The sequence below is a fragment of the Ignavigranum ruoffiae genome (assembly GCF_023195815.2).
GTDB classification, from domain to species: Bacteria; Bacillota; Bacilli; order Lactobacillales; family Aerococcaceae; genus Ignavigranum; species Ignavigranum ruoffiae.
Genome location: NZ_CP096206.2, coordinates 1742069 through 1768001, shown reverse-complemented (window position 1 = coordinate 1768001; position 25933 = coordinate 1742069). Strand labels below are relative to the sequence as shown.

The following is a 25933-nucleotide window of genomic DNA, read 5'->3' as shown; positions in this document are numbered from 1 at the left end:
TTAACCACTATAAACTGGCAATCGGCTTACTTGTTAATTCTCTGGTACGATAAAAGAAACTTTTTAATTGAATTAACAACAAAGCTTGCTATCCAAATCAACTGCCGACAAGCTATGATTACTGACACATATTAAATTTTTTTGCGATCAGTCTTTCTTTCGTCCTCTCTAGCTTAAATAAGTTGATTAAATTTTTGAAAGCTTTTTAACTTACTGTAGAAAAGGAAACAAACATGTTAGAATAAAACTATGAAAATTAAGGGAGCGAATGCCATGAAGAAATTATCAAGAGGGCTCTTTATTATAATATTATCCATAATGGTTTTAGGGATGGGATGCCTGCCCGTAGCTGCTCAAGATAATCAAGTAAATTATGATATTACCCATGTTGAATTAATTGGCGATATTACCGCTGAGGGAGATGTCTTATTTACTGAAACTCAGACTTATGATATTAAACAATTGAATGGGGTTATCTACCAGGTTGATTTACAAGGGGTTAACCTTGGTCCATATCGAGTAGGGGTCAAAGATCCAGAAACAGGGAAGACTCGCTACTTCGAAGAATCGACCAGTCGTCAAGCTGGCACCTTCCAAACCCAGATTGAAGATGATTTACTGAAGTTTACTGTCTTTTATCCGAGTCAAAATGAAAAAGTGGACTTCGTCTTTGAGTATCGTTTGGAAAATTTAATCACGAATTATCAGGACACCGCCGAATTAAATCGCAAACTACTCGGAACAGGGACTGATGAAAGTTTCGATGTGGATGCGGAGATTATTTTACCCGGAAAAGTTGAACAAAAGAATGATTTCCGTGCATGGCTATATGGGGATCCTCAAGGGCAAATCCAGTTGGATCAAAGCCAGAATCAAAGTCGAATTCTAGTCAGCGTTTTGAACCAATCGGCGAATCAATTTCTCGAAGTTCAGGCAATCTTTCCCACCGCTTTGACGCCTAACAATCAGAATCGGGTGGATCAAGCCAAGAAAGAAGAGATTATTAATCAGGCCAATGCTCAAGTTGAACAAGACCGGGCTGATTACCAAAAACGTCAAGGATTAGAACTCTTGAAACTGGTTGCCTTGTTAGCTTTTGCTCCTTTATTGACGCTTTATAGTTTCTATTTATATTTCCACCATAAAAAACGGCTCAATCCGAATCCTAAACATGTTCCTGACCATGTATTTAACTTGCCGGCAGAAATCAGTCCTGCCATTATGGCTGCTTCCTATTTAAATCGTCCACTCAATGCGGATGATTTCTCGGCAACCATCGTTGATTTAGCCCGTAAAGGCTATTTAGACTTGGCCGAAGAAGCCAAACATCAACGGACGGGATTCTTCAATCGTGGCGATAGTAAAACAATCCGCATACGATTGTTAAAGGAACCGAGCCAACAAGATCAACTCCAGAAACATGAACTCTATGTCTTAGAATATTTATTTACTGAGGACCAAGACGAGGTCAAATTATCCGAGATTGAAACGGCGATTCATCAACACAGTCAATTTGCTAAACGACAAAACCGTCTCTGGACTCGCTTTAAGAATTTCTGCCAAGTAATGGGACAACAAGCTGTCGGTGAATCTCTTCCATACCGTCGCAAAGTGAATTCCTGGATTGCTCTGAGTCTCTTAGCGAGTATACTGGTTTGGCCGCTCTTGTTCTTCTTCCTAGGCTTTGACCAAATTGAGAAACATATCGTCTTAATCGTCCTCTTGTTATCGTTAAATTTTATCCTCATTCTGATTCTGTTCTTTATGAATCGGAAAGCCCCCTTATATTCTCAAGAAGAAGATTATCAACGACGGATGTGGCGTGCTTTTGCTAAGATGTTGGAGGATATTGGTCAATTTAACATGCGCGAGATTGCCAGTCTACCTCTCTGGGATGAATATTTAGTCTATGCTATTTCGCTTGGTGTGGCCGATAAGGTTATTGAAGCGATGAATAAGCAATATGGTATGGATGAGTTAAATGAATTAGCTCTGCCGACACCGTTCTATAATAACCCTTATTTATTACATCGAGCCTTACGTACGACCATGTCTTCATCCATAGCTGCAGCTCAACCTAAAACCGCTGCGAATTGGGGCAAGTATCAAGGAAGCAATATCGGTGGTTTTGGTGGCGGTGCATCGGGTGGATCTTCGGGTGGATCCGGAGGTCGCGGCGGCATGGGTGGTTTTTAACAGTTTTGAAGGGAGTAAGTATTCAATGAAGAAATTCCTATGTTTACTTTTCTTGCTGATGAATCTTATGTTGCCCCTAGACCAAGTTCAAGCGGCAAGTTTTGATATCCAATCTACCAAGATAGAAGCTCAGATTTTAGACAATGGCGATGTCCATTTCAAGCAGGAATATCTATATAAAATTGATGAAGTCAATGGTGTTTGGATTGATGTTGATGGTTCAGGCCATGAAATATTGGATTTACATATTGGTGTGTTGGACGATAATGGACAAGTTCAGTATTTTGAAGAAAATAATAGTGAAGCCCCGGGCACCTATCAACGCAGTGAAGAAGGAACGGTCTCTCGTTTTAAAATTTTCTATCCAAGTGAGAATGATACTAAGACTTTTGTCTTGGATTATCGGCTAGCTTCCATTGTTGACAATTATCAAGATACAGCAGAATTTAATTGGCGAATTGTGGGGAGTGGTATTAGTGAGAATTTAGCTGTTGAAGCTCGTATTTATTTACCTGACCGCTTAGATGAAGCTGAACACTTCAATGTATGGGGACATGGTTCCCCTTTCGGTAAGGTTTATCCAGTCAGAGAGACTGATTCAGCTTATATTGATGTCCAAGTAGCGGATAATCCGTCTCACACTTTTGTTGAGGTTCACGCTTTATTCCCACCGCGCTTAACGGCTAAGAATCCAAAGCAAAGTCCTGACAGAGTATACCAACAGAAAGTTAAAGAAGAAGAAGCTCGAGTTGAACAGGATCGTATTAACTTTGAACGCCAACAATCTTTAGGTCAATTGGCAATGACCATTTTAACAAGTATCGGCATTTTAGGCTTAATCATGGGTATTTTTCGTCATCGGTCCTTAGTCAAGAAAGCTAATCCGCAGCCAGCTCATGTACCTGAACATCTCTTCCAACCGCCTTCAGCTCTGCAACCAGCGTTAGCGGCCCAAGCCTTTGTGCGGTCCCAAAATGTGGCCGATCCGAATGATTTCTCCAGCACTTTGTTGGACTTGGCCCGGCGTGGTTACCTACAGATTGAAGAGATTAGCCAGGTTGATGGCGAAGATACGGTAGATATATTACCGCTGAAAGTGGCAGATGACGCCCTTACAGAATATGAGAAGGACGCCTTGGCCTTGGTTACCCTTGAGGATGGTCAAGCTCTACGTTTAAGTGACTTAGGCGATTTAATGGAAGCGGATGAGGATTATCAAGAACGACAGCAAGATTTGATGGATGATTTTAGTGACCATTTGGCTGACCAAGTTGACGCGATTCGTCCCGATAAATCACCTTATGAAAGAAGAGGATTCTTTAATTTTCTTTTAGCTTTCTTCCTCGCTATCTTTAGCATCGTTGGATCTGGATTGATTGGCGGCTTTACCCATATCGTGAGTGCAAAAGTTTGGACTTATTTTATAATGGGTGTTGCCTGTGCGATTATCTTATTGCTAATCTTCCTGGTCCTCTTTATACGTCAACCATTCAGGACCTATGAAGCGGACAAGCAATATCGGTCTTGGCGTGCTTTTGCCCAGATGCTGAAAGATATTGGCCAGATGGATTTACGCAAAATTGGTTCCTTAGCGCTGTGGGAAGAATATCTGGTCTATGCAGTGGCTTTTGGTTACGGAAAGAAAGTTATTAAGGCGATGACCCATAGCTTTAGTCAAGAAGAATTGATGAATGCCAGCTTACCATTCAGTTTCTATGCCAATGAAGGAGTATTCTTGAGTCACTTCAATGATTCAGTTTCTGAGAGTGTGAATCATTCAAGTTTTGGCTCAAGTAGCTATAGCGGTTCCAATAGTGGCGGTCTAGGAGGTGGCTTCTCCAGTGGTAGTTCTGGTGGCGGTGGCGGGGGCAGCGGTGCAGGTGGTTTCTAAGCTAATCATTTGGCTTTCAAGAAGCTAACTTGCATTGGCCGTGTCATCGTGATAAGCTAGCACAATAGCAAGCATTAGAAAGTGATGTTCATGTTAAATATTAGTCAAGAAAAGATAAAATATAAGGAAACCGATTGTGATAGTCTGCAATTCTCGATTCTAGCCTCTGGTTCAAGTGGGAATTGCACCTATATAGAATCAGCCCATCAACGACTACTGGTTGATGCGGGTCTTTCTGGTAAGAAGGTTGAAGCCTTACTCAAACAAATCGGTCGCAATCTAGCAGATATTGATGCCATCTTGGTCACCCACGAACATAAGGATCATATTCATGGGGTCGGCGTCCTATCGCGTAAGTATAATCTACCGATTTATGCCAATGCCAGAACTTGGTCCTTGATGGATCAAATGATTGGTAAGATTGATCCAGACAATCGACGTCTATTCGAAGCAGAGCAAATGTTAACCTTCGGTGATTTAGATGTCTTAAGTTATGAAGTGAGCCATGATGCGATTCAACCACAATTTTATGCCTTTCAAAAAGCGGATAAACAATTTGTGATGTTGACCGATACTGGCTACGTCTCTGAGAAATTACGTTGGGATTTGAAGAACGCTTCAGCATATCTAATCGAAAGCAATCATGAAATTGAAATGCTGCGGTCGGGGCGTTATCCTTGGTCTTTGAAGCAACGGATTCTTAGTGACAAAGGCCACCTTTCCAATGTAGATGGGGCTTTAGCGATGGTTGATTTAATTGGTGACAAGACCAAGAGTATTTATCTAGGCCATCTAAGCCGAGACAATAATACCAAAGAACTCGCGATGGAAGCCATGCGACAAACCTTGAGTCAAGAAGATTTTGCTGTCGATGAGGCATTCCACGTCTACATGACGGATCCAATTAAGGCAACGGCTTTAAATCGTTTGTAAGAAGATGAAGCCATTCGTTGGACCGCTACGCATTTGTTTTAGGAAATAGATGATGAAAGTTGGGGGAGCAAGTTTTAGACTGCTCTCCTTTTTCAAACTTAGTTATTTCTGCATATTTTGACAATTAATTCATAATTACTATTTTGCTTTTCATAATCTATTCATAATTTGGTGCTAAGATTAACTCATAAATTAAAGATATACTTGAAAGGACTGAAACAAAATGTCAAAAAACGCCCCTCAACATACTAACACTAGCAAAGAACCTTCTATTTTTTGGAAAGGCATTTTTGGCGGGGTGTTAGGAAGTGCAATTTTATTACTTACCATGCTATTACTCGGAGTGAACCTAAATATGGATGATAGTCAAAAAACAGCCGGAGCACGCCAAAATTTATCCGACTTTGAATCGGTCATTGTGGATACCGTTTCTAAGACCAGTGATGCGGTCGTTTCTGTTGAAAATTATCAATTGGCGGGCACCAGTGGAACCATGTATGGTGATTTCTTCGGCAGCGATGGTGGTATTAATTTGGATAAATTTGATGCTGAACCCCAATTGGCCGGTTCTGGTTCAGGTGTAGTTTACAAGATTGATGGCGACAAAGCCTATATAGTAACCAATAACCATGTGATTGAAAATAATGATTCCTTAGAAGTTCAAATGGCCGATGGCCAAAAGACGGAAGCAACCTTGGTCGGAACCGATAAACTCAGTGATATTGCTGTCTTAACCATTCCAGCTAAATATGCTAAAACAACTTTGGAATTTGCCAATTCTGATGACCTTCAAGTAGGTTCCCTAGCCATTGCCATTGGTTCTCCTGTTGGCGAAGATTTTGCGACTTCAGTGACCCAAGGGATTATTTCAGGACTTAATCGGAAAGTTTCAGTTGATACCGATGGTGATCAAAATCCAGATTGGGATATGACCTTAATTCAAACAGATGCCGCCATTAATCCAGGCAACTCTGGTGGGGCCTTAGTCAATACACAAGGCCAATTAATCGGTATTAATTCAAGTAAGTTCGCCTCCACTGCCATTGAAGGAATGGGCTTTGCCATTCCAATCAATGACGTGAAGAATATAGTGTCTCAACTTGAAGAGAAAGGTGAAGTTGAACGACCAGCCCTAGGTATTCAAATGTGGGATCTGGCTCAAGTTTCGATTGAATCTCGAACCAATATCCTCAAATTAGCTGAAGATCAAGTTGATGGCGTCATCGTGATGCGTATTCAATCTCAATCTGCCGCTGAGGCTGCTGGACTTCAACAATATGACGTCATTACTGGTATTAACGATGAAACCATCACTGATGCGATGAACTTGAAAGAAGTGCTCTACCAATACAAAGTTGGGGATACAATTAAACTTAAGATTATTCGTGAAGGCAAAGAACAAACCATAGATGTGAAGTTAACCGACACTGTTCAAAACAATAACCAATAATTTCATCAGAATAAGGAGGAAGCCTTTTTAACCGAAGAGACCTCCTCTTTTTTAGCTTAAAAATGGAAAAACTTGTGGATAAGTCCTGATAAAATCAGCATAAATGCATAGATTATTCAGAAATAATGCAGTAAAATACAGAGATATCAACCTTTTTATCAGTTGTTAACAACAAACTGTGGATAAGTTTGGATAAATAGGGTAAAAAAAGAGACTTATACACAAAATTTGTGCATAAGTCCATTTCTTAGTCTAATTCATTTAAATAATCAAAGCGTTCGAATTTGCGTGAGCTAGCAATGGCCACAATAATAATTTCGTCAGGAAGTTTAAGATCTGTGGGAATGGTCTTCAACGGTTCGCCTCGTTCTTCACGCATACCAATCAAGTTAAGGTCATATTTTACCCGTAAGTCTAGGTCAACCACACTCTTTCCTACCCAACGTTGGGGAACTTCGAATTCAATTAATGAGACATTCTCGTCAAGGCGTAAGACCTCGTCAATACTATTGCGGAGAATCTTTGAAGCTAAGCGATAACCAGAATCACGTTCTGGTGAGACCACGGAGGTCACCCCAACTTCATATAAGACTTCTTCGAAAGTCGTTGAGCGCGCTTTGGCAATAATTTGGGGAACGCGCATTTTTTTGCAATGCATGACAGCGAGGACAGCAGACTCTAGGTTAGAGCCCGTGGCCACGACGATAAGATCACAATTTTCTAATCCGGTACTTTTTAACAAGTCTATGTCAGTGAAGTCACCGACTACCGGATTAGTGACCGTATCAGCAACCATTTGAACCCGATCAGGATTACTGTCAATGGCAATGACCTCTGTGCCAAAGTTCCCCAATTCTTTGGCTACGGTTCGACCAAATACACCCAGACCTAGGACACCAACAATTTTTGATTTCATAGGGCATTCCTCATTCTTTATCTAATTTGGGCCAACAAGTTAATTGATGGCTCGACTCTGTTTTACTATAACGGTCGTTGGCCCTTTATGCAAGACTATTCTCTCTTCCATGATTGAAATATTATGATAAGATAGGTTGGAGGTGGTGCAAGTGAATATTGAAATTATTGTTGTCGGTAAATTAAAAGAGAAATATTTAAAAATGGGAATCGCAGAATACCTTAAACGTCTGCAATCCTATGCTAAATGTAAAATTATCGAAGTCGCAGATGAAGCGACCGAAGGGAATTTGACTGCGACCCAAGAAGCGCTCATCTTACAAAAAGAGGCCGAGCGCATTCAAGCCCACCTGAAAGCTGATCGAAAATTATGGATTCTGGCGATTGAAGGGAAGCTCATGTCCTCAGAGGAGATTGCCCAAACCATGGAAGACTATGCGACTTATGGTCAGAGCAAATTAACCATTGTGATTGGTGGCTCCTTAGGCATCGCCCAATCGATCAAAGATCAGGCCGATTTGCTCTTAAGTTTTGGTCGCATTACTTATCCCCATCAACTCATGCGGCTGGTACTTGTTGAACAAATTTATCGGGCATTTCGGATTATCCACCACCAACCATATCACAAATAATCGCTTATTTATTGAAAGTGGGTCAGAGGACTTTTAGCTGTTGGCCGTCTTGTGATAAAATAGGCGAAGAATATATCATAGATAGGACGATATTATGTCAAAAATTACTGCCTTTCTTAAAGAAATAGTCTCTTTATTACTGACCTTAGCAGTCATGTTATTGGCGATTAAATTAGTATTCTTTTATGTTGCTGAACCTTTTATCGTGAATGGCCGTTCAATGGACAATACCTTACAAAGTGGTGAACGTCTATTGATGTTAAAACAAAATAAGATTGAACGCTTTGATGTCGTGGTGTTTCCCTCACCCATTGAAGCAGATAAATTATATATCAAACGCGTGATTGGTCTACCTGGGGATACGATTGAATATAAGAATGACCAGTTAATACTGAATGGCCATGCTTTGACCGAACCTTACTTACAGGATTTAGCCCAACAAACTTCTGGACCGTTTACTTATGATTTTCGTTTACAAGATGTGACCGGTGAACAAAAGGTTCCCCAAGGTAAGTTATTTGTAATGGGCGATAACCGACGGAATTCTTTAGATGGTCGGTCTTTTGGTTTTATTAATCTTGAGGATATTGTCGGAGAAGCCGATCTGGTTCACTGGCCGCTGGATAAAATCCATCTCTTAGACCAATATAATTTGTCGGCCGATGGTCAGGAGATTGTCAAAGAATAGTTTCACTTCATTGAGATGACTAAGGATTGAAAGATAAAGTCAAAGGCTATATAATGATTAGGACTAGAATAGATTAGTAAATACGTGCAGGCCTTTAGAGAGTTATTCCTCGGCTGAAAGAATAATGGTACTGGCGGATTGAACCTACTATTCCTTAAGGATGGTCTGGACTCCCTTATCGGTCCCTAAGTCGGTTATGATCACATAACAAATAAGGTGGTACCGCGGAGCAGGCTGTCTTCGTCCTTAATTAGGATGGACAGCCTATTTATTTTTAGGAGGAAAGTAAATGGTAACAAGACGAGAAGATTTTTCGAAGTGGTACTTACAAACGATACAACAAGCAGATTTAATGGATTATGCCCCTGTCCGCGGCTGTATGATTTTTAAGCCCAACGGTTATGAAATCTGGGAACATATCCAAGACGAAGCGAATCGTCGATTCAAAGCGGAAGGTATCCGTAATGCGTATTTCCCAATGTTGATTCCTGAATCCTTCTTCTCACGAGAGAAAGATCATATTGAAGGTTTCAGTCCTGAGTTACCTTTTGTGACCGAAGCAGCAGGTGAAGTGCTTGAAGAGAAATTGGCGCTTCGACCAACTTCTGAAACGATTATTGGTGATTCTTTTGCTAAGTGGATTCAATCTTATCGTGATTTGCCTTTGGAAATTAACCAGTGGGCCAATGTCTTCCGTTGGGAGAAACGTACTCTGCCATTTCTAAGAACCTCAGAATTTCTTTGGCAAGAAGGACACACGGCCCACGCTACGGCTGAAGAAGCGCAAGAGCGGACTATGCGGATGTTAGATGTCTATGCAGAACTTATCGAAGATGTCTTAGCAATCCCGGTCTTTAAAGGTGAGAAAACGCCAAGTGAACGCTTTGCCGGTGCTGAACGCACCTTCTCAGTTGAAGCCATGATGCAAGATGGTAAGGCAGTCCAAGCAGGAACTTCCCATTATATGGGCACAAAATTTGCCGAAGCTTTCAATATCCGCTATTTGAATCAAGATAACGAGCATGTCCTTACCTATACTACCTCCTGGGGAATTTCTACTCGATTAATTGGGGCGATGATTATGACCCATGGTGATGATCAAGGGCTGGTCCTACCACCAAAAATTGCTCCCCAACAAGTGGTATTTATTCCAGTTGGCCCATGGCAAAAGAACCCTGCTATTATGGAAACCATTGAACAATTGCAAAATGACTTGAAGAAAGAGGGCATTCGCACTATCGTTGATGATAGTGATAATCGTCCAGGTTATAAGTTTAATGAGTGGGAACTTAGAGGAGTGCCATTACGCGTGGAAATTGGTCCTCGTGACTTGGCTAATCAACAAGCGATTCTTAAGGCTCGTGATTTAGCCGATAAGGAGAGCATCGATTTGGCAGATTTCGTTAAAGAAATCCAAACTGCTTTAAGCGAAATGCAAGGTCGATTATTAGAATCAGCCCGTCAACGGGTTAAAGAGTTATCTTACACTCATATTAATACGATTGAAGAATTGGAAGCACATATCGAAGCTAAACAATCCGCTGGCGAGCCACTCGGTTTTGTCTTAGCTGGATGGAATGGTAAAGCCGAAACTGAGGCCGAGATTAAAGAACGAACGGGCTTTACTACCCGAAATATTCCTTTCGCGGGTACCGTCGAAGCCAAACAAAAAGACATTATTACTGGCGAACCTGCCACAACCACAGTTTGGTTGGCACGGGCATATTAAGTTATATTTAGGAGGAAATTTTATGAAATGGTTAGCCCTGGATACCTCATCAGCAGCCTTGTCGCTAGCCCTTGGCCAGGGGAGTCTGGGCAATATAGTTCCGGTGGCTTCTTTTCATCAACAATTGAGCCAGCAACATGGGGCCAGCTTGTTGCCCCAAATTCAACGTTTATTGCAAAGTGTGGACTGGAAAGTGGAAGATGTGGCTGGATTGATTGTGGGCGTCGGTCCAGGATCTTATACAGGACTCCGAATTGGGGTGAGCTTAGCTAAGATGTGGGGCTTGTCCCGGCAAATTCCTGTCTATCAGGTTTCTAGTCTAGCCTTATTAGCTCAACAAGCACAGGCCCAGCCAGACGATTTAATTTTACCAATCATAGACGCTCGTCGCTTATCCGCTTATTGCAATCTTTTCGCTCAAGCAGAGGGTGAGTTGACGGCCTTAGGTCATGATCAACACGTAGATTGGCAAAGCGTTATTCCTAAATTGACGACGCGTTTACGAGATAAGTCTTATGGAGAACTGATTCTGATCGGTTATCAAATTGAAGCCTTTGCTGACCTTCTGCATCAAGAATACCCGCAACTTTCTTTTAAACTTCAATCCAGCGCCGAATATTATCCTCGGGCCGATCTTGCTTTTACTGGCATAAAGATAGACCCAGTCAAAGATATTCATACTTTAAATCCTAATTATGTTCATGCCACCTTAGCTGAACGACAATGGGCCGATCAACATCAGCGACCCGTAGCAAATGAGGAAGAAAATGAAAGATATATTGAACATTTTTCGTAGTGGTTCACCTAAACGCAAGGTGGTCAAACACACAATCATGAATCAGCTACAAAACGAGTTGAGTTTGGTCACTAAAGACCAGGATTTAAGATTTCGTTTGGGCGGCGAAGCCGATTTAGCAGAGTTTGTTCATTTAGAAGATCAAGCTTATCAGGGATATTTAGCTTGGCGTTTGAAAGATTTTCAGGCGGACTGGGAGCGAAATCCGTTTGCCGTTTATTTAATCTTAGAGCAAATCCAGGTCGATGGTCAGAGTCAGATTTTAGGGGCGGTGACCGGTCGCTTTAAACCTCAAGGAGCCCATATTAGCCATCTGATGGTCCATCCTGATTATCAAGGTCAAGGCTATGGTCAACTACTCTTAGATAAATGGATTGAAGCTGTTAAGTTAATCGGCCTACCAAAGATTACCTTAGAAGTTCGCCAGTCTAATTATCGGGCTCAGAATCTTTATATCGGTGCCGGTTTTGTTAAAGGGCATGTTAAGCATTTTTATTATTCAGATAATCATGAAGATGCCTTCGAGATGGTGTTGTCCTTATGTCAGAAATAAAATTATTACATCTTTCAAGTCAAGATCTTACTCGTCGTCAAAGACGGCAATTGGCAAAATTAATTGAAGAAGGATTTGCTTGGTCTCCTGCCTTAATTATCACCGAATTAGCTTCAGAACAGACCCAATTCATCGTCATTGAAAAAGAAAGAAAGATGATAGCCTATCTAAGCTATCGTCAAATCTTCGACCAAGCCGATTTAATTCAGATTTATGTTCGTCCTGAATGGCGGAAGCAAGGTTATGGTCAGCGACTGATTGCAGCCTTGCAAAGGATTGACAGTATTCAAGAGATCTATCTGGAAGTTCGGGTCTCAAATCGCTCGGCCATTAATTTATATCAACAATCGGCGTTTGAATTAAGGGGAAGTCGGCTAGATTATTATCAGCAGCCTCGAGAAGATGCTTTTATTATGATTTGGGAAAGGAGATAAGTGAGTGACTTTAATCTTAGCTTTTGAATCATCTTGTGATGAAACCAGTGTCGCCGTCGTGGAAGACGGTCGATTCATTCGGTCCAATGTTATCGCTTCGCAAGTGAAGAGTCATATGCGCTTTGGCGGTGTGGTGCCGGAAGTTGCCAGTCGTCATCATGTGGAACAAATCAGTCAAGTCTATCAAATGGCCCTCGACCAAGCTGGGGTTGAAATGGATCAGATTGATGCGATTGCTGTGACCTACGGACCTGGTTTAGTCGGCGCCCTCTTGGTAGGAGTCACGGCTGCCAAAACTTTGGCATTTGTTCACCATAAACCTTTAATTGCAGTGAATCATTTGGCGGGCCATATCTATGCCAATCAACTCTCTCAAGCGCTTGAATTTCCTTTGTTGGCCTTAATAGTTTCTGGTGGGCACACCGAATTAGTTTATATGGCTGATGATGGCGATTTTCAAGTTGTCGGCGAGACCCAAGACGATGCCGTAGGTGAAGCCTATGACAAGGTGGGGCGGATTTTGGATTTGCCCTATCCAGCAGGAAAGTATTTAGATCAATTGGCCCACCAAGGTCAGGACACCTATGCGATTCCACGAGCCATGCTTCAAGAGGATAATCTTGATTTCTCATTTTCGGGCATGAAATCGGCAGTGATGAACCTAGTGCATAATGCACAGCAACGTGGGGAAAAGATTGACACAGCCAACTTGGCCTGCTCTTTTCAACAAGCGGCGGTTGAAATCTTAGTGGACAAATCAATGCGGGCTCTGGATCGTTACCCACAAGTTCGTCAATTCATATTGGCGGGCGGAGTCGCTGCTAATTCAGCCTTGCGTCAACAACTTGCTCAGACTTTAGCCCAGAAGCATCCTGACTTAACCCTGCTCATTCCTGATTTTAGTCTCTGCGGCGATAATGCCGCAATGATCGGAGCAGCAGCCTATAGCTTGTATCAACAAGGCAGATTTGTTGAATTGGATTTGAACGCTCAACCTGGCTTAGATCTATAGGCTGGTTAAACTTAAGTAAAATATGGCTGAGTCATAATCCTAGCGGTATATTTAACTCGCTGAATCAGACTGAAATCATTCGTTGATCGTTATTCTTGATGGCAAAGAAATTTTAAAAAACCGAATATTACCCAATGGAAGTCAAGCATGAATAGCTGACTTTCAGAATAGGACCCTCTAGAGATTACTTGGCGAACAATTACCAAGTTGTAATGCTCGTGGGTCCTTTTTGCTGGGTAAATATTCGGTTTATTGTGATTAACCAGGAATCTGGATAGTAAATCAATCAAGAAGATCTCTACCCTTTATTGATTAAGGATTAAAGTTCATGCTCTTCTTTAAAGGCTTCGAGGTTCAGGGCAGCTTCTTCCCAAGCTTGCACAGCTTGGTCAATGGCAGCTTGGACTCGCAGTTGTTCTTTATGTTGTTGAGCTAAGGCTTGACTATCGTTAGCCTGTGCCAACTCAGCCATCTTGGCTTCAATTTGTTCTAATTCAAGCTCGAGTGCTTCATTGCTTTGCCAGCTATCTTCGACTTGTTTCTCTAATTTGCGTAATTGTTGGCGGAGTAACTTGGAATCTTCATAACTACGCTGGTTTTGACTCATCGGTGCAGTTTTCGTCTGCATTAAATCTTCTTGATTAGCCTCTTGGGCGGCAGCAATTTGTAAGAGTTCAGCTTTTTTGGCTTGGTAATAATCGTAGTCACCCAAGTAGAGGTCCGCGCCTTCTGGGTGAATTTCTAGGACCTTGCTAGCAATCCGATTGATAAAATAGCGGTCATGGGAGACAAAGAGCAAGCTACCATCATAGTTGATTAAAGCATCTTCCAAGACTTCTTTGCTATCGATATCTAAGTGATTGGTCGGTTCGTCCAATAAGAGGGTATTATCATGGTTGGTGGCTAATAAGGCTAAACTTAGACGCGCCTTCTCCCCTCCGGAAAGTAAACCGACTTTCTTTTCTACCGTTTCCCCTGAGAATAAGAAGGAACCTAAAATCGAGCGGATTTGCCATTCATCGGTTAAGTCATGAGCCTGCCACAAGGTTTCCAATACGGTGAGATTAGGGTCGAGCTGGTTGACATTTTGGTCATAATAGCCTATTTGCACGTTGCTGCCCAGGCGTATATCACCCGCTAGGGCAGGTATTTGTCCCAAGATCGTCTTTAACAAGGTGGTTTTACCGACGCCGTTAGGACCGACAATGGCAATGGCTTCTTGACGTCCTAATTCTAGGTTAAGGTGGCGGGCTAAGGGAGCCTCACTCGCCGAATAACCGATGGCTAGATTATTGACATCAATGACTCGCTGGCCACTTTCTTTGGCAGCTGAGAATTGAATTCTTGGCGCTTGTTGATCTTGTAAGGGTTTTTCAATTCGTTCCATCTTTTCGAGGCGTTTGCGCCGACTTTGAGCACGCTTGGTGGTCGATGCCCGGGTGATATTTTTTTGGATAAAATCTTCTAATTTGGCGATTTCTTCTTGTTGCTTATCATAGGCTTGTTGTTCTTGTTGTTGGCGTAAGGCTTTTTCTTTTAAATAATAATCATAATTTCCCGCATAGGTATGGAGGGTTTTATGACGTAATTCAATGACTTGCTGAGCCACTTTATTCAGGAAGTAGCGGTCATGGGAGACCAGTAACAAGGCTCCCCGATAAGACATCAAATAATTCTCTAGCCAAGCTAAGGTCTCCATATCCAAATGGTTGGTAGGTTCATCTAAGATGAGCAAGTCATAATCCGTCAATAAAGTCCGGGCCAAAGCTAGACGAGTTTTCTGGCCACCGGACAAGGAATTAACCGGTCTTTGATAGTCTTCTTCATAGAATATAAAACCATGTAAGACTGTACGGATATCAGATTCAATCGCGTAGACATTATTTTGAATCATCTGTTCTTGGATCTGATCATAGTGGGCTAAAGTCTGCTGATATTCTGGACTGTGGGTTCGGTCAGCTAAATCAGCCAGTTGATTCGCCAGTGTTTCGGCCTCGTCTCTTAAAGCTAACCGGTCTTTGAAGACTGTCATCATCTCATCCCAAATGGTCCGATTAGAATTGATCGCCACATGTTGTTCCAAATAGCCAATCCGTAAATTCTTAGCGGTGGTAATCTCACCTTCTGAGAGGGGTTCTTGTCCCATAATCTGTTCAATTAATGTAGACTTACCTGTTCCATTACGACCGACCAAGGCCACCCGGTCGCCACTTTGAATATTAAAATTTACCTGCTCATATAAGGTCACATCAGCGAAACGACGTGCCACATTATTCGCTTGCAATAGAATCATGATTTTCTCCTACTTCCCAATGGTTGTCGCCTCATTATAGCATGAGCGATTTAAGCTCGCAAAAAAGCTTAGAGCCTTTATATTTCTCGGTCAAAAAGCTTCAATAGCTAATATGTTAAAAGCGAACGACTTTGGGAAGAATTCACAAACTTAGGGAGCAACTGTCGCAATCCAAGAAATTATCTGCTATACTATGGAAGTTAAAAGGATAATAGAGATTGGAGTGTCGCAAATGCAACAGAACATACCGAGAGCTACCGCATTGCGTCTACCTATTTATCGTCGTTATTTACAGTATTTGCATGATGCAGATATTGATCGAGTATCATCCACAGAATTAAGTGCGGCGGTTAAAGTAGATAGTGCGACCATTCGGCGTGATTTTTCATACTTTGGTGCTTTAGGTAAACGAGGCTATGGTTATGATGTGGAATACTTGTTACAGTTTTTCACGAAGATTCTGAGTCAAGACCGCTTGACCAATGTCGGCCTGATTGGCGTGGGGAATCTAGGTCACGCTTTATTGAATTATAATTTTAGGAAGAGTTCTAATATTCGGATTGGTGCGGCCTTTGATGTTCGTGAGGAGATTGTCGGAACGATTCAATCTGGGGTACCGGTGTATTCGATGGATGATATTGAATATCAAATGGAACAACAACAACTTGATGTGATGATTATAACCGTTCCGGAGGAGTCCGCTCATGATGTGGTTGATCGCTTGATTAAAAGTGGCATCAAAGGAATTCTGAATTTTACTCCTTTGCGCTTTGAAGTTCCAGCCGGTGTTCATGTGCAGAATGTGGACTTAACCAATGAGTTGCAAACCTTAATCTATTTTATCGAAAGTGATTTATCTCAATAATGGTAACCGACGGGCTTAGGCCCGTTTTTTTATTTATTTAGAGGTTATGGCTTGCAATCTTGACCTAATTAGACTATTATAGAAGCATAGATTTAGCACTCAATGTCAAAGAGTGCTAAAGAAAAATTATCAATCATTGGAGGTTATTGTAAATGTTAAAACCCTTAGGAAAACGTGTAATCATTAAAGTGGCTGAAACAGAAGAAACCACAGCTAGCGGCTTCGTCCTACCTTCTTCTTCTAAAGAAAAAGAACAATATGGCGAAGTAATTGCCGTTGGTCCAGAAGTAGAAGCTGAAGACGGGGTTAAAGTAGGGGACCAAGTTTACTTTAAATCTTATGCTGGATCAGAAATTGAATACCAAGAAGAAAAATATTTAATCGCAGAATTAAAAGATTTACTTGCTGTGATTGACTAATCAAACAGATTATCAACAGAATACTGAATTAAAGGAGAGATTTATACATGGCAAAAGAATTGAAATTCTCAGAAGATGCACGCGCAGCCTTACTACGTGGGGTTGATATCTTAGCTGATACCGTCAAGACAACCATTGGACCTAAGGGTAGAAACGTGGTCCTTGATCAACAATTTGGTTCACCCATGATTACTAATGATGGGGTGACTATTGCCCGTGAAATTGAATTAGAAGATCGTTTTGAAAATATGGGAGCTCAATTGGTTCAAGAAGTAGCTTCTAAAACTAACGATGTTGCTGGGGACGGAACTACTACTGCGACCTTGCTGACACAAGCCATTGTCCGTGAAGGGATGAAGAATGTTACCTCTGGCGCAAATCCAGTGGGAATCCGTCGTGGTATTGAAAAAGCGACCCAAGTAGCTGTCGAAGCTTTAAGCAAGGCTTCTAAGAAAGTAGAATCTAAAGAAGCGATTGCTCAAGTCGCTGCCATCTCTTCTGGTGACCAAAAGATTGGTGAATTGATTGCCGATGCGATGGAAAAAGTAGGTCAAGATGGGGTTATTACCATTGAAGAATCTCAAACCATTGAAACAGAATTATCAGTGGTTGAAGGAATGCAATTTGACCGCGGCTACCTATCTCAATATATGGTCACTGATAATGAAAAAATGGTGGCTGATTTAGAAAATCCACTGATCTTCATTACCGACCGCAAAATTAACAATATCCAAGACATCTTGCCATTATTAGAGAACGTGATGCAACAATCTCGTCCACTCTTAATTATTGCTGAAGATGTTGAAGGGGAAGCTCTACCAACCTTAGTGTTGAACAAATTACGTGGTACACTTAATGTAGTTGCCGTGAAAGCTCCTGGTTTTGGGGACCGTCGTAAAGCGATGTTAGAAGATATTGCCATCTTAACGGGTGCTACAGTAATTTCTGAAGAACTTGGTTTCGAATTGAAAGATGCAACTGTAGAACATCTAGGTTCTGCTTCTAAAGTCAATGTAACCAAAGATAATACCACGATTGTTGAAGGTGGCGGTCAATCCGAACAAATTCAACAACGTATTGATCTCATTCGCGCTCAAACTGCAGAAACCAGTTCAGAGTATGACCGTGAGAAATTGCAAGAACGTCTAGCGAAATTAGCCGGCGGGGTGGCTGTGGTTAAAGTCGGGGCAGCTACCGAAACTGAACAAAAAGAACGTAAGCTTCGCATTGAAGATGCTTTAAATGCAACTCGCGCCGCCGTTGAAGAAGGTATTGTTGCCGGTGGAGGTACCGCGCTAGTCAATGCCCAAAAAGAAGTAGAAGCGCTAGAAGCCGAAGGCGATGAAGCAACGGGTATTAAGATTGTTGCTCGTGCTTTAGAAGAACCTGTCCGTCAAATTGCAACCAATGCCGGTCAAGATGGTTCTGTAGTAGTCAATGAAGTTAAGAAAGCCGAAGCTGGGGTAGGTTATAATGCTGCCGACGATCGTTATGAAGATATGATTGCCGCTGGTATTGTTGACCCAACTAAAGTAGCCCGAACTGCTTTACAAAATGCAGCCTCTGTGGCCGCATTACTTCTAACTACCGAAGCTGTAGTAGCGGATATCCCTTCAGATAAACCTGAAATGCCAATGAACCCTGGTATGGGTATGATGTAATAAAATAAATAAGTATTATCTTGATGATTTAAGCAAGATAGACACTTAGTGCCAAAGACTAAGCAGATTGATTCTGTTTAGTCTTTTTTTTTGCGAGCAAAAGTAAGAACGGATAGCAAGTTTCTATCCGAGAAAATTTGCAGAAGACTAAATTAAAAGGCACGTTTTATCACGATGGGCCGTGCTAGATTATTTTGGAGTAAGACGCCTTTACATAAAATTTACAAAGTTAATAAAACTTTTTGAAAATTTACAATAGATTTACGTTTATTTAATATTTGTTTTGTATACTCTTTGTGTAAACAAAAAAGAAATAAAGGTCAAACAAAGAAAAAATACAGAATTTGGCCGACGGAGGGTTAGCTTGGCAAAGATAAGTATTGAACATTTGTATAAAGATTATAGTGATGCGGTACGAGCGGTAACAGATTTTAATTTAGAAATTGAAGATCAAGAATTTATCGTCTTGGTCGGTCCTTCTGGTTGTGGGAAGTCAACCACTTTACGGATGATTGCCGGCCTAGAAGATATTACGGCGGGAACCATTACCATGGATGGCCAAGTTCAAAATAATCTCCATCCAAAAGATCGTGATATTGCGATGGTCTTCCAGAATTATGCCCTCTATCCTCACATGACTGTCCGTGAGAATATGGCTTTTGGTTTAAAAATGAAAAAGATTAAAAACGAGACTATTCATCAACGGGTTAAAGAAGTTGCTGAAATTATCGGGTTGACTGATTTACTTGATCGTCTACCGAAAGAACTCTCAGGGGGTCAACGTCAGCGGGTCGCTTTAGGTCGAGCGATTGTACGCCAGCCCAAAGTCTTCTTAATGGATGAACCGCTCTCTAACTTAGACGCTAAATTACGGGGGCAAACCCGAGCTGAAATTATTCAGTTAACCCGTAAATTAGGAATTACCACCGTCTATGTAACCCACGATCAAGTTGAAGCGATGACCATGGCGGATCGGATTGTGATTATGAATCAAGGTTTCATTCAACAGGTGGGCACGCCTCGTCAGGTGTATTTACATCCCAATAATTTATTTGTAGCTGGATTTATGGGATCGCCGGCGATGAATTTCATTCCGTTGACAGTCTGCGCCGAAGGATTGGTCAAAGATGACCAAGTCCTAGCCATTGATCATGACCTATTGGATGCATTGATTGAGGTGGGATATCTTAATAAGGAGATTATTTTGGGAGTACGACCAGAGAATATTCTCTTAGCAGACCAGGCAGCTCCAAGCGATCAAGCCAATAAATTTAAGATCGAGGTCGATTTAGCTGAGATGTTAGGCAGTGAAACCTTAATTCACTTCCATTTATTAGATCAGCCGCTGATTTGTAAATTATTTACCATGGATCCTTTCCAAGCGGGTCAACAGCTAGAATTATGTTTTGATCGCCAGTATATCCATTTCTTTGATCCGCAGAGCCAAGAGCGAATTGAACTTCATCGAAATACAGATTCGCAATTAACAGAGGAAGGGAGCATGAGTGATGCAACGTGAGAAGAATCAATGGCTGTCACTAGGTAATTTGCTCCCTAAGCAAAAAGTAGAAAGTAGCCAGACCCCAGATCCGAATTTCAAGCCCCATCGTCGCAGCTTTAAACAAGTATGGCGTAAGTATCGCGTCTTTTATTTGATGCTCTTGCCTGCTTTGATTTTCTTCTTGGTGTTCTCGTATTGGCCAATGACCGGGATTCTAATCGCTTTTCGAAAGTTTACCTTTACCTCAGGGATGTATGGGAAAGATTGGGTCGGTCTAAAATATTTCCAAGCCTTCTTCAAGAATCGGGAAGCTTGGATGTATGTCCGTAACACTTTAGTGATTTCAGCCATCAAACTGTTTATCTATTTACCTTTCCCGATTGCTTTAGCTTTAATTTTCAATGAAACGCGTCGACCTAAATTAAGAAGCTTCTACCAAAGCATTTCTTATTTGCCTTATTTTATTTCATGGGTCGTGGTCATTGGGATTTTGAATCGCTTATTCGCGCCCAATACAGGTTTGATTAATCTAGCACTGAAGGCCCTCAAGATTAATGATGGTTCTACTTTCTGGATGATGGAGAATGCCTTCTTCTATCCCGCAGTCTTCTTCTCCTATCTATGGAAGAATATCGGTTGGGATTCCATTATTTATTTCGCTGCAATCATGGGCATTTCCCCTTCGCTTTATGAAGCGGCGGCCATCGATGGGGCGAGTCGGTGGAAACAAACATTGAATATTACTCTACCAAGTATCCGCGGTACGATTATGATTCTCTTTATTCTGTCTTTAGGGGGAATCTTAACCGCCGGCTTCGATCAAATTTATCTGATGCAGAATCCGGGGAACTTTACCGTTTCGGAAACAATTGATACCTATATCGTTAAGACAGGTTTAGAGCAGGCCAAATATGGACCTGCTGCAGCAGTAGGTTTAATGCAGGGTGTGGTTGGATTGGTCTTGACCCTGATAGTTAATAAACTTGCTGATAAATATGGAGACAATGCCGTATGGTAAATCTCAATCAATTAATAAGGAGTGGAAACATGTCAATCAAACAAATATTGAAGAAAAGTTTTATGGTTTTAACAGCTATGACGAGTATGGCAAGTGGAAGTAGTGTAGTAGGTCAAGCGGAAGAACAATCAGATGCTTTTATTGCCGATCGTGAAATTACTGGCCTGATCTTCCAATCAGCGGGAGATGCTGGAGTTGATACGATGTCACCAGAAATCGCCGAATATATTAAACAAAGAACTGGAATTACCTTGAAATTAGAGACAGTCACTTCTGAGGATTCAACCCAAGCTTTAGCAGCGGGTCTTGCTGCCGGTGACATGCCTGATTTTATCGCTTTCTATTTGAATCATTCTGGTCGTCCTGAGTTTCCTTTACTCTTACAAGCAGCTAATGAAGGCATGTTCCATGATATCGCTCCCTATTTAAAAGAAAGTAAGACTTACAGCAAATATTTTGAAGAAGGTTATTTACCTCGTGACACTAAAGAGAACATTATGATGCGGGAAGATCAAGATGGGGCGACCTATCTGGTCCATATGGCCATTGATCAAAATCCTGCTGACCCTGGTACCAAACAAATTGGTGGACCTTATATTCGCCGTGATATCGCTGAGCAATTAGGTATTAATCCCCAAGAAATTAATACTACCGAACAATTGAAAGATTTATTAATTAAAATCAAAGAGGGCGACTTCAAAGATGATAATGGGAGTCCAGTGGTACCTTTAGGACCTACTGTATGGGGCGGTTCTGAACGTCCGTTCATCTACAATGACTTAGTTTGGGAAGGTGCTGGTGGTGAGAAGTTCTGGAAAGATGGCGACCAAGTTAAGCATGAATCAATGACTGACTATGCTGAAAAGCGAGTAGCCTATGTCCGTAATTTATTAGCTGAAGGCTTGATGCATCCAGAATTCTACACGATGGAAGAAACACGGGCAGCAGAAGGGGTCATGAATGGATCCTTTGCGATTACTTCGGATATCCATTCATATCGTCCTGAAATTGGCGATTTGAAATACGTTCCCTTAGGCCCAATTAACCGAGTGGATGGTAGCAATCATATGGTGATGTCCTATAAATCTGGCTATGCTGGCTGGGCAGTCCCTGCCACGACTGAAAATCCTGAAGAGGTCGTTAAATTCGCTGATTGGTTGGCTGGACCTGAAGGTAAGTTGCTTTATTTCTATGGACTTGAAGGTAAACATTATGAATTAGGAGAAGATGGGAAACCAATTCCAAATGCAGATTTAGTCAAATTACAAGATGAGAATCCTGAAGAAGCAAGTAAAGAAGGCTTCCGTGGTGTCCGTGCTTTCTGGGGTGAACACTTAGCCTTCACTGATATGAATAATCTAGAACAATTTGGTGAAGCTGCTTGGGGTGATAAGGTTCGCGAAGCAGAATCTGGTAACAATGCCGCCCAAGAAATTATTAAACTTTACGATTATGATAAACGTTATGAGGAGAAAGAAGTCATCGATGGCCTGTATGCCCGTGCCTACCTCAACGAGTTTGAAGGTGAAGAAGGGGACTTGAATGCAGCCTTGGATGCTTGGGAAGAAAGTGTCGTCAAAGCCTACTATGCCAACTCAGACGAAGAAGCTCAAGCAATTCTGGATGCTGCGCGTCAAGACTTATTAGATGCTGGCATTGAAGACTATTGTCAATTCTTACAAGAGAAAGAAAAGAATGGAGACGTTATATTCTATTAAGCAAAGTAAATTTTTGCGACGGCGAGGCTAGCGCAAGCTAGTCTCGACTTATTTAGGAGGAAATCCATGTCAGAAACAATGAAAACCAGCAAATGGACCCGATTCTTATTCCATTTGATTTTATTGGTTCTATGTTTATTAATTATTTTACCTTTTTTACATATTTTAGCTTTGGCCTTTAATTCGGGTAAAGATGCGGCTGTGGGCGGAATTTGGTTCTGGCCTCGAGCTTGGTCCTTTGAGAACTTCGCCGAAGTATTCAAGCAAGATAATTTGTTAACCGGACTAGGAATCTCAATTTTCAGGACGGTGGTCGGCACGGTCATTGGTGTGTTTCTGATGGCTATGTGTGCTTGGGCTTTGACAATTCCTGGTCTACCCTTTTCCAGTCAGATTACCTTCTTTATCTTCTTTACCATGCTCTTTTCGGGTGGAACAGTACCTTACTATCTGGTCTTAAGCGAACTAGGTCTAACAAATTCGATCTGGGTCTATATTCTACCAAGTCTATATTCCGTGACTAATATTCTCTTATTGAGATCATCGTTCAAGCAACTGCCCATGTCGATCATGGAGGCAGCGCGGATTGATGGGATGGGAGAATTTAAGATCTTTACCAATATTGTCTTGCCGATGTCCAAACCCACTGTGGCGACGGTCGCCTTATTTACCGCGGTAGGCCATTGGAACGATTGGTTCTCTGGTTCTTTCTATGTACGAAAAGCAGAATTGAAACCACTTGCTACCATCTTACAAGAGATGCTGACCCGCCAAGCGAGCTTAGCCGATGTCTTATTGAAAGCTGGCTCCAGTTCAGCCGCCTATCAACAATTAGATGCAATTGAAATTACCGGCCAATCCTTGCAAATGGCAACAATTATTGTCGTCATTCTACCGATTATTGTTATGTATCCCTTTATTCAAAAATATTTCGTCCAAGGGATTACGATTGGTTCGGTGAAAGAATAGCATCTAATATGAAACGATTCTAAGGAAGGGATGATATAATGGAATTACGTTATCGGCCGGATGGAAGCTTTCGGATTATACAATTTACCGATACGCATATTGGCAATATGCCATTTCATGAAGACGATCATAAAACATTTCAATTGATTGAAGCGGCTCAGAAAGCCTTTGATGTGGATTTAATTATGCATACGGGCGATGTGATTTGGTCCGAGGGCGTTAAGGATGCAGACCAGGTCTTTGTCCAAACGCTAGAATATTTTGACCGCTTCAAGAAACCAATGGCTTTGACCTTTGGCAATCATGATAGTGAGGAAATCATTACTCGGTCAGACTTGCGCCAGCTATTCAGTGATACGGTCGAATGTGTTGCCGATAAACATCATAGTTATCTGAAAGACGACCGCGAATCCTATGTATTGGAGATTAAAGCGGCTGATAGTGAAGAAGTGGTGAATGCGCTATTTGTCTTAGATTCAGGAGCTCAGGCGCCCTTGGATATTGGTATCTATGATTGGATTCTGCCAGAACAAGTAGATTGGTTCCGTCAAACCAGCCAGGGCTACCGGCATGGGGATGGGGTTCGTCGCCATTTAGTCTTCCAACATATTCCACTTCCAGAATACTGGCAAGCAGCCGAACATATTATTTCTGGTTTACATTTGGAGACGAATGAGGCGATTTCGGCTCCTCATATCAATACTGGATTATTCGCCAATATGGTCTTGCATGGCGAAATTTGGGGCATGTTTGTCGGCCATGATCACGATAATAATTTCGACGCCCTCTATCAAGATCTTCATTTGGTGTATGGGAATGTATCAGGCTATCAGACTTACGGTGAATTGGAACGGGGAGTGCGTTTGATTGAGCTGAACCAACACAATCATTCCATTAAAACATATACGGTAACGGTCAATGATTTCCAAAGCTAAAGCCTTTAATGCCGATTACCGCCATTTAGTCTGGCCGCTCATGGTTGAGCAACTTTTTATGATTCTGATTGGCAATGTGAATGTCCTTATTTTTTCTTATTATTCGGATCAAGTTGTTGCCGCCATTGGTCTCGCTGAACAAGTGATTGTCATTGGGACGATGTTTATGGGAATTGTGGGCCTCGGCTCTACGATTCTCTTTCTGCAAAATGCTGCCGATGACCGACTGGCTTATTTCCAAGGAGTAGCCCGACAGACACTGATGTTAAATTTGGCGCTCGGCTTAATCATTATTATCATTACCAGTCTATGGGGTCCAGTCATTATGGGCTGGATGCAGACCCCTTGGGAAATTCGTCCGTTCTCGGTCAGCTATTTACGAGTGATTGCTTGTAGTTTAATCTTCCAAGCCTTGTCAGGGGCGGTTAGCGCCATTCTCCGTTCTTATGGTCTAGCAAAGATGGCCATGCGCTTGTCGGTCGCCTATACTTTATTAACTATTTCAGGCAATGTCTTGGTAATCTTCCTGCCACTAGCTAATTTACAGCAGCGCATACTGGCTATCGGCCTGATGACCATTGTTAGCCGCGCTATCGGGGCCGGGATTTCTTTGAAATTTCTGCAGCAACACTTGCCCCAAGTCTGGCAGGGACTTTGGGATCATTTTCGCTTTAATCGGCAAATTAGTCAGCAGATCTTGGTCTTAGGCATTCCCTCAGGAATGGAAAATGTCTCTTATAATTTCTCCCAAACAATTATTACCGCGCTAATTTCATCACTGGGAACGATTCAGGTTAGTGCACGAATTTACTGTCAGACTATTACCGCTGTCGTCTTTGCCTTAGCGGTTGCCGTAGGCCAAGCCAGTCAAGTGGTGATTGGTCGCTTGCATCGACAAGATAAAATTCCTGAACTCCTTCAATTTGGTTGGCAGAATACCTTGTTAGCCATGGTTGGGGGCATGGGGATTAATCTACTGATTGCCTTGATGGGGAGTCAATTGTTGATGATCTTTACTGACGATCCTCAGATTATCCAAATTGGCCAGATTCTACTATGGCTGAATGTACTCTATGATCCAGGCCGGGTAGGAAATGAAGTGATGATCGCCAATTTAAATGTGATGGGTCAGGTACGCTATCCGGTAATTTTAGCCATTCTGGTAACCTATCTGTTCACGGTACCGGCGGTCTTTCTCATTACACGAATGACAACTTTTGGTTTACCGGCCATTTGGGTTATTTTTATCATTGATGAAGTATTTCGTTTAAGTCTGTTTGTTCGGCGTTGGCGCCAGGCAGATTGGCTCAATTAAGGATGAAGAA

The 25933-nt window shown here is 41.9% G+C and carries 22 protein-coding genes; 20 read left to right on the top strand and 2 right to left on the bottom strand.

What is annotated here, in order from left to right:
* Nucleotides 1-273 precede the first annotated feature (273 nt).
* From M0R79_RS08315 to M0R79_RS08300, 4 genes are all read left to right on the top strand, one after another.
* Nucleotides 274-2196: a DUF2207 domain-containing protein gene (locus M0R79_RS08315; RefSeq protein WP_248417096.1), complete on the top strand. Its 1923-nt coding sequence runs from the start codon at nt 274-276 to the stop codon at nt 2194-2196.
* 25 nt (nt 2197-2221) lie between these two features.
* Nucleotides 2222-4087, top strand: a complete 1866-nt coding sequence (locus M0R79_RS08310; RefSeq protein ID WP_259560537.1) for a DUF2207 domain-containing protein — start codon at nt 2222-2224, stop codon at nt 4085-4087.
* Between the two features lie 90 nt (nt 4088-4177).
* A complete protein-coding gene (locus tag M0R79_RS08305) occupies nt 4178-5020 on the top strand; it encodes an MBL fold metallo-hydrolase (RefSeq protein WP_248417098.1) in 843 nt (280 codons plus the stop codon).
* Nucleotides 5021-5243: 223 nt separating this feature from the next.
* The gene (locus M0R79_RS08300) at nt 5244-6470 is read left to right on the top strand and encodes a S1C family serine protease (RefSeq protein ID WP_248417099.1); all 1227 of its coding nucleotides are present in this window, start codon (nt 5244-5246) and stop codon (nt 6468-6470) included.
* A gap of 247 nt (nt 6471-6717) precedes the next feature.
* Here M0R79_RS08300 and M0R79_RS08295 read toward each other — a convergent pair whose 3' ends face one another.
* Nucleotides 6718-7386: a potassium channel family protein gene (locus M0R79_RS08295; protein ID WP_248417100.1), complete on the bottom strand. Its 669-nt coding sequence runs from the start codon at nt 7384-7386 to the stop codon at nt 6718-6720.
* A 151-nt stretch (nt 7387-7537) separates the two neighbouring features.
* Here M0R79_RS08295 and rlmH point away from each other — a divergent pair, with 151 nt between their 5' ends.
* The 7 genes from rlmH to tsaD all read left to right on the top strand — a co-directional run bounded on the left by rlmH (nt 7538) and on the right by tsaD (nt 13229).
* On the top strand, nt 7538-8017 hold the full coding sequence (gene rlmH, locus M0R79_RS08290; RefSeq protein ID WP_248417101.1) for a 23S rRNA (pseudouridine(1915)-N(3))-methyltransferase RlmH: 480 nt from the start codon (nt 7538-7540) through the stop codon (nt 8015-8017).
* Nucleotides 8018-8111: 94 nt separating this feature from the next.
* The gene (lepB, locus tag M0R79_RS08285) at nt 8112-8705 is read left to right on the top strand and encodes a signal peptidase I (protein WP_248417102.1); all 594 of its coding nucleotides are present in this window, start codon (nt 8112-8114) and stop codon (nt 8703-8705) included.
* Nucleotides 8706-8994: 289 nt separating this feature from the next.
* Entirely contained in the window at nt 8995-10434 is a 1440-nt protein-coding gene (proS, locus tag M0R79_RS08280; RefSeq protein WP_248417103.1) for a proline--tRNA ligase, read from the top strand.
* A 22-nt stretch (nt 10435-10456) separates the two neighbouring features.
* On the top strand, nt 10457-11230 hold the full coding sequence (tsaB, locus tag M0R79_RS08275) for a tRNA (adenosine(37)-N6)-threonylcarbamoyltransferase complex dimerization subunit type 1 TsaB (RefSeq protein WP_248417104.1): 774 nt from the start codon (nt 10457-10459) through the stop codon (nt 11228-11230).
* Nucleotides 11202-11783 (top strand): ribosomal protein S18-alanine N-acetyltransferase, encoded by a 582-nt coding sequence (gene rimI, locus M0R79_RS08270; protein ID WP_248417105.1) that lies wholly within the window; start codon nt 11202-11204, stop codon nt 11781-11783. Before tsaB ends, rimI (M0R79_RS08270) begins: the two co-directional genes overlap by 29 nt.
* Entirely contained in the window at nt 11771-12217 is a 447-nt protein-coding gene (gene rimI / locus M0R79_RS08265) for a ribosomal protein S18-alanine N-acetyltransferase (RefSeq protein WP_248417106.1), read from the top strand. The genes rimI (M0R79_RS08270) and rimI (M0R79_RS08265) overlap by 13 nt, the downstream gene beginning before the upstream one ends.
* A gap of 4 nt (nt 12218-12221) precedes the next feature.
* The gene (tsaD, locus tag M0R79_RS08260) at nt 12222-13229 is read left to right on the top strand and encodes a tRNA (adenosine(37)-N6)-threonylcarbamoyltransferase complex transferase subunit TsaD (RefSeq protein WP_248417107.1); all 1008 of its coding nucleotides are present in this window, start codon (nt 12222-12224) and stop codon (nt 13227-13229) included.
* A 319-nt stretch (nt 13230-13548) separates the two neighbouring features.
* Here the strand turns inward: tsaD and M0R79_RS08255 are convergent, their stop codons facing one another.
* On the bottom strand, nt 13549-15522 hold the full coding sequence (locus M0R79_RS08255; RefSeq protein WP_248417108.1) for an ABC-F family ATP-binding cassette domain-containing protein: 1974 nt from the start codon (nt 15520-15522) through the stop codon (nt 13549-13551).
* Nucleotides 15523-15754: 232 nt separating this feature from the next.
* On the opposite strand from M0R79_RS08255, the gene M0R79_RS08250 reads away from it, so the two are divergent.
* The 9 genes from M0R79_RS08250 (at nt 15755) to M0R79_RS08210 (ending at nt 25923) form a co-directional block, all read left to right on the top strand.
* Complete coding sequence (locus M0R79_RS08250) at nt 15755-16387, top strand: redox-sensing transcriptional repressor Rex (RefSeq protein WP_092572363.1); 633 nt, start codon at nt 15755-15757, stop codon at nt 16385-16387.
* Nucleotides 16388-16539: 152 nt separating this feature from the next.
* Nucleotides 16540-16806 (top strand): co-chaperone GroES, encoded by a 267-nt coding sequence (locus tag M0R79_RS08245; RefSeq protein ID WP_248417109.1) that lies wholly within the window; start codon nt 16540-16542, stop codon nt 16804-16806.
* A gap of 47 nt (nt 16807-16853) precedes the next feature.
* Nucleotides 16854-18467, top strand: coding sequence for a chaperonin GroEL (gene groL / locus M0R79_RS08240; protein ID WP_092572359.1), 1614 nt, complete (start codon nt 16854-16856; stop codon nt 18465-18467).
* A gap of 364 nt (nt 18468-18831) precedes the next feature.
* A complete protein-coding gene (locus M0R79_RS08235; protein WP_248417110.1) occupies nt 18832-19986 on the top strand; it encodes an ABC transporter ATP-binding protein in 1155 nt (384 codons plus the stop codon).
* Entirely contained in the window at nt 19976-20986 is a 1011-nt protein-coding gene (locus M0R79_RS08230; RefSeq protein ID WP_092572355.1) for an ABC transporter permease, read from the top strand. Before M0R79_RS08235 ends, M0R79_RS08230 begins: the two co-directional genes overlap by 11 nt.
* Nucleotides 20987-21015: 29 nt before the next feature.
* On the top strand, nt 21016-22704 hold the full coding sequence (locus M0R79_RS08225; RefSeq protein WP_248417111.1) for an extracellular solute-binding protein: 1689 nt from the start codon (nt 21016-21018) through the stop codon (nt 22702-22704).
* A 66-nt stretch (nt 22705-22770) separates the two neighbouring features.
* Nucleotides 22771-23673, top strand: a complete 903-nt coding sequence (locus M0R79_RS08220) for a carbohydrate ABC transporter permease (RefSeq protein ID WP_092572351.1) — start codon at nt 22771-22773, stop codon at nt 23671-23673.
* A 38-nt stretch (nt 23674-23711) separates the two neighbouring features.
* Nucleotides 23712-24608 carry a metallophosphoesterase family protein gene (locus M0R79_RS08215; RefSeq protein ID WP_248417112.1) on the top strand — a complete coding sequence of 299 codons (897 nt, stop codon included), beginning with the start codon at nt 23712-23714 and terminating at the stop codon, nt 24606-24608.
* Nucleotides 24592-25923: an MATE family efflux transporter gene (locus M0R79_RS08210; RefSeq protein WP_248417113.1), complete on the top strand. Its 1332-nt coding sequence runs from the start codon at nt 24592-24594 to the stop codon at nt 25921-25923. Before M0R79_RS08215 ends, M0R79_RS08210 begins: the two co-directional genes overlap by 17 nt.
* Nucleotides 25924-25933: the final 10 nt, after the last annotated feature.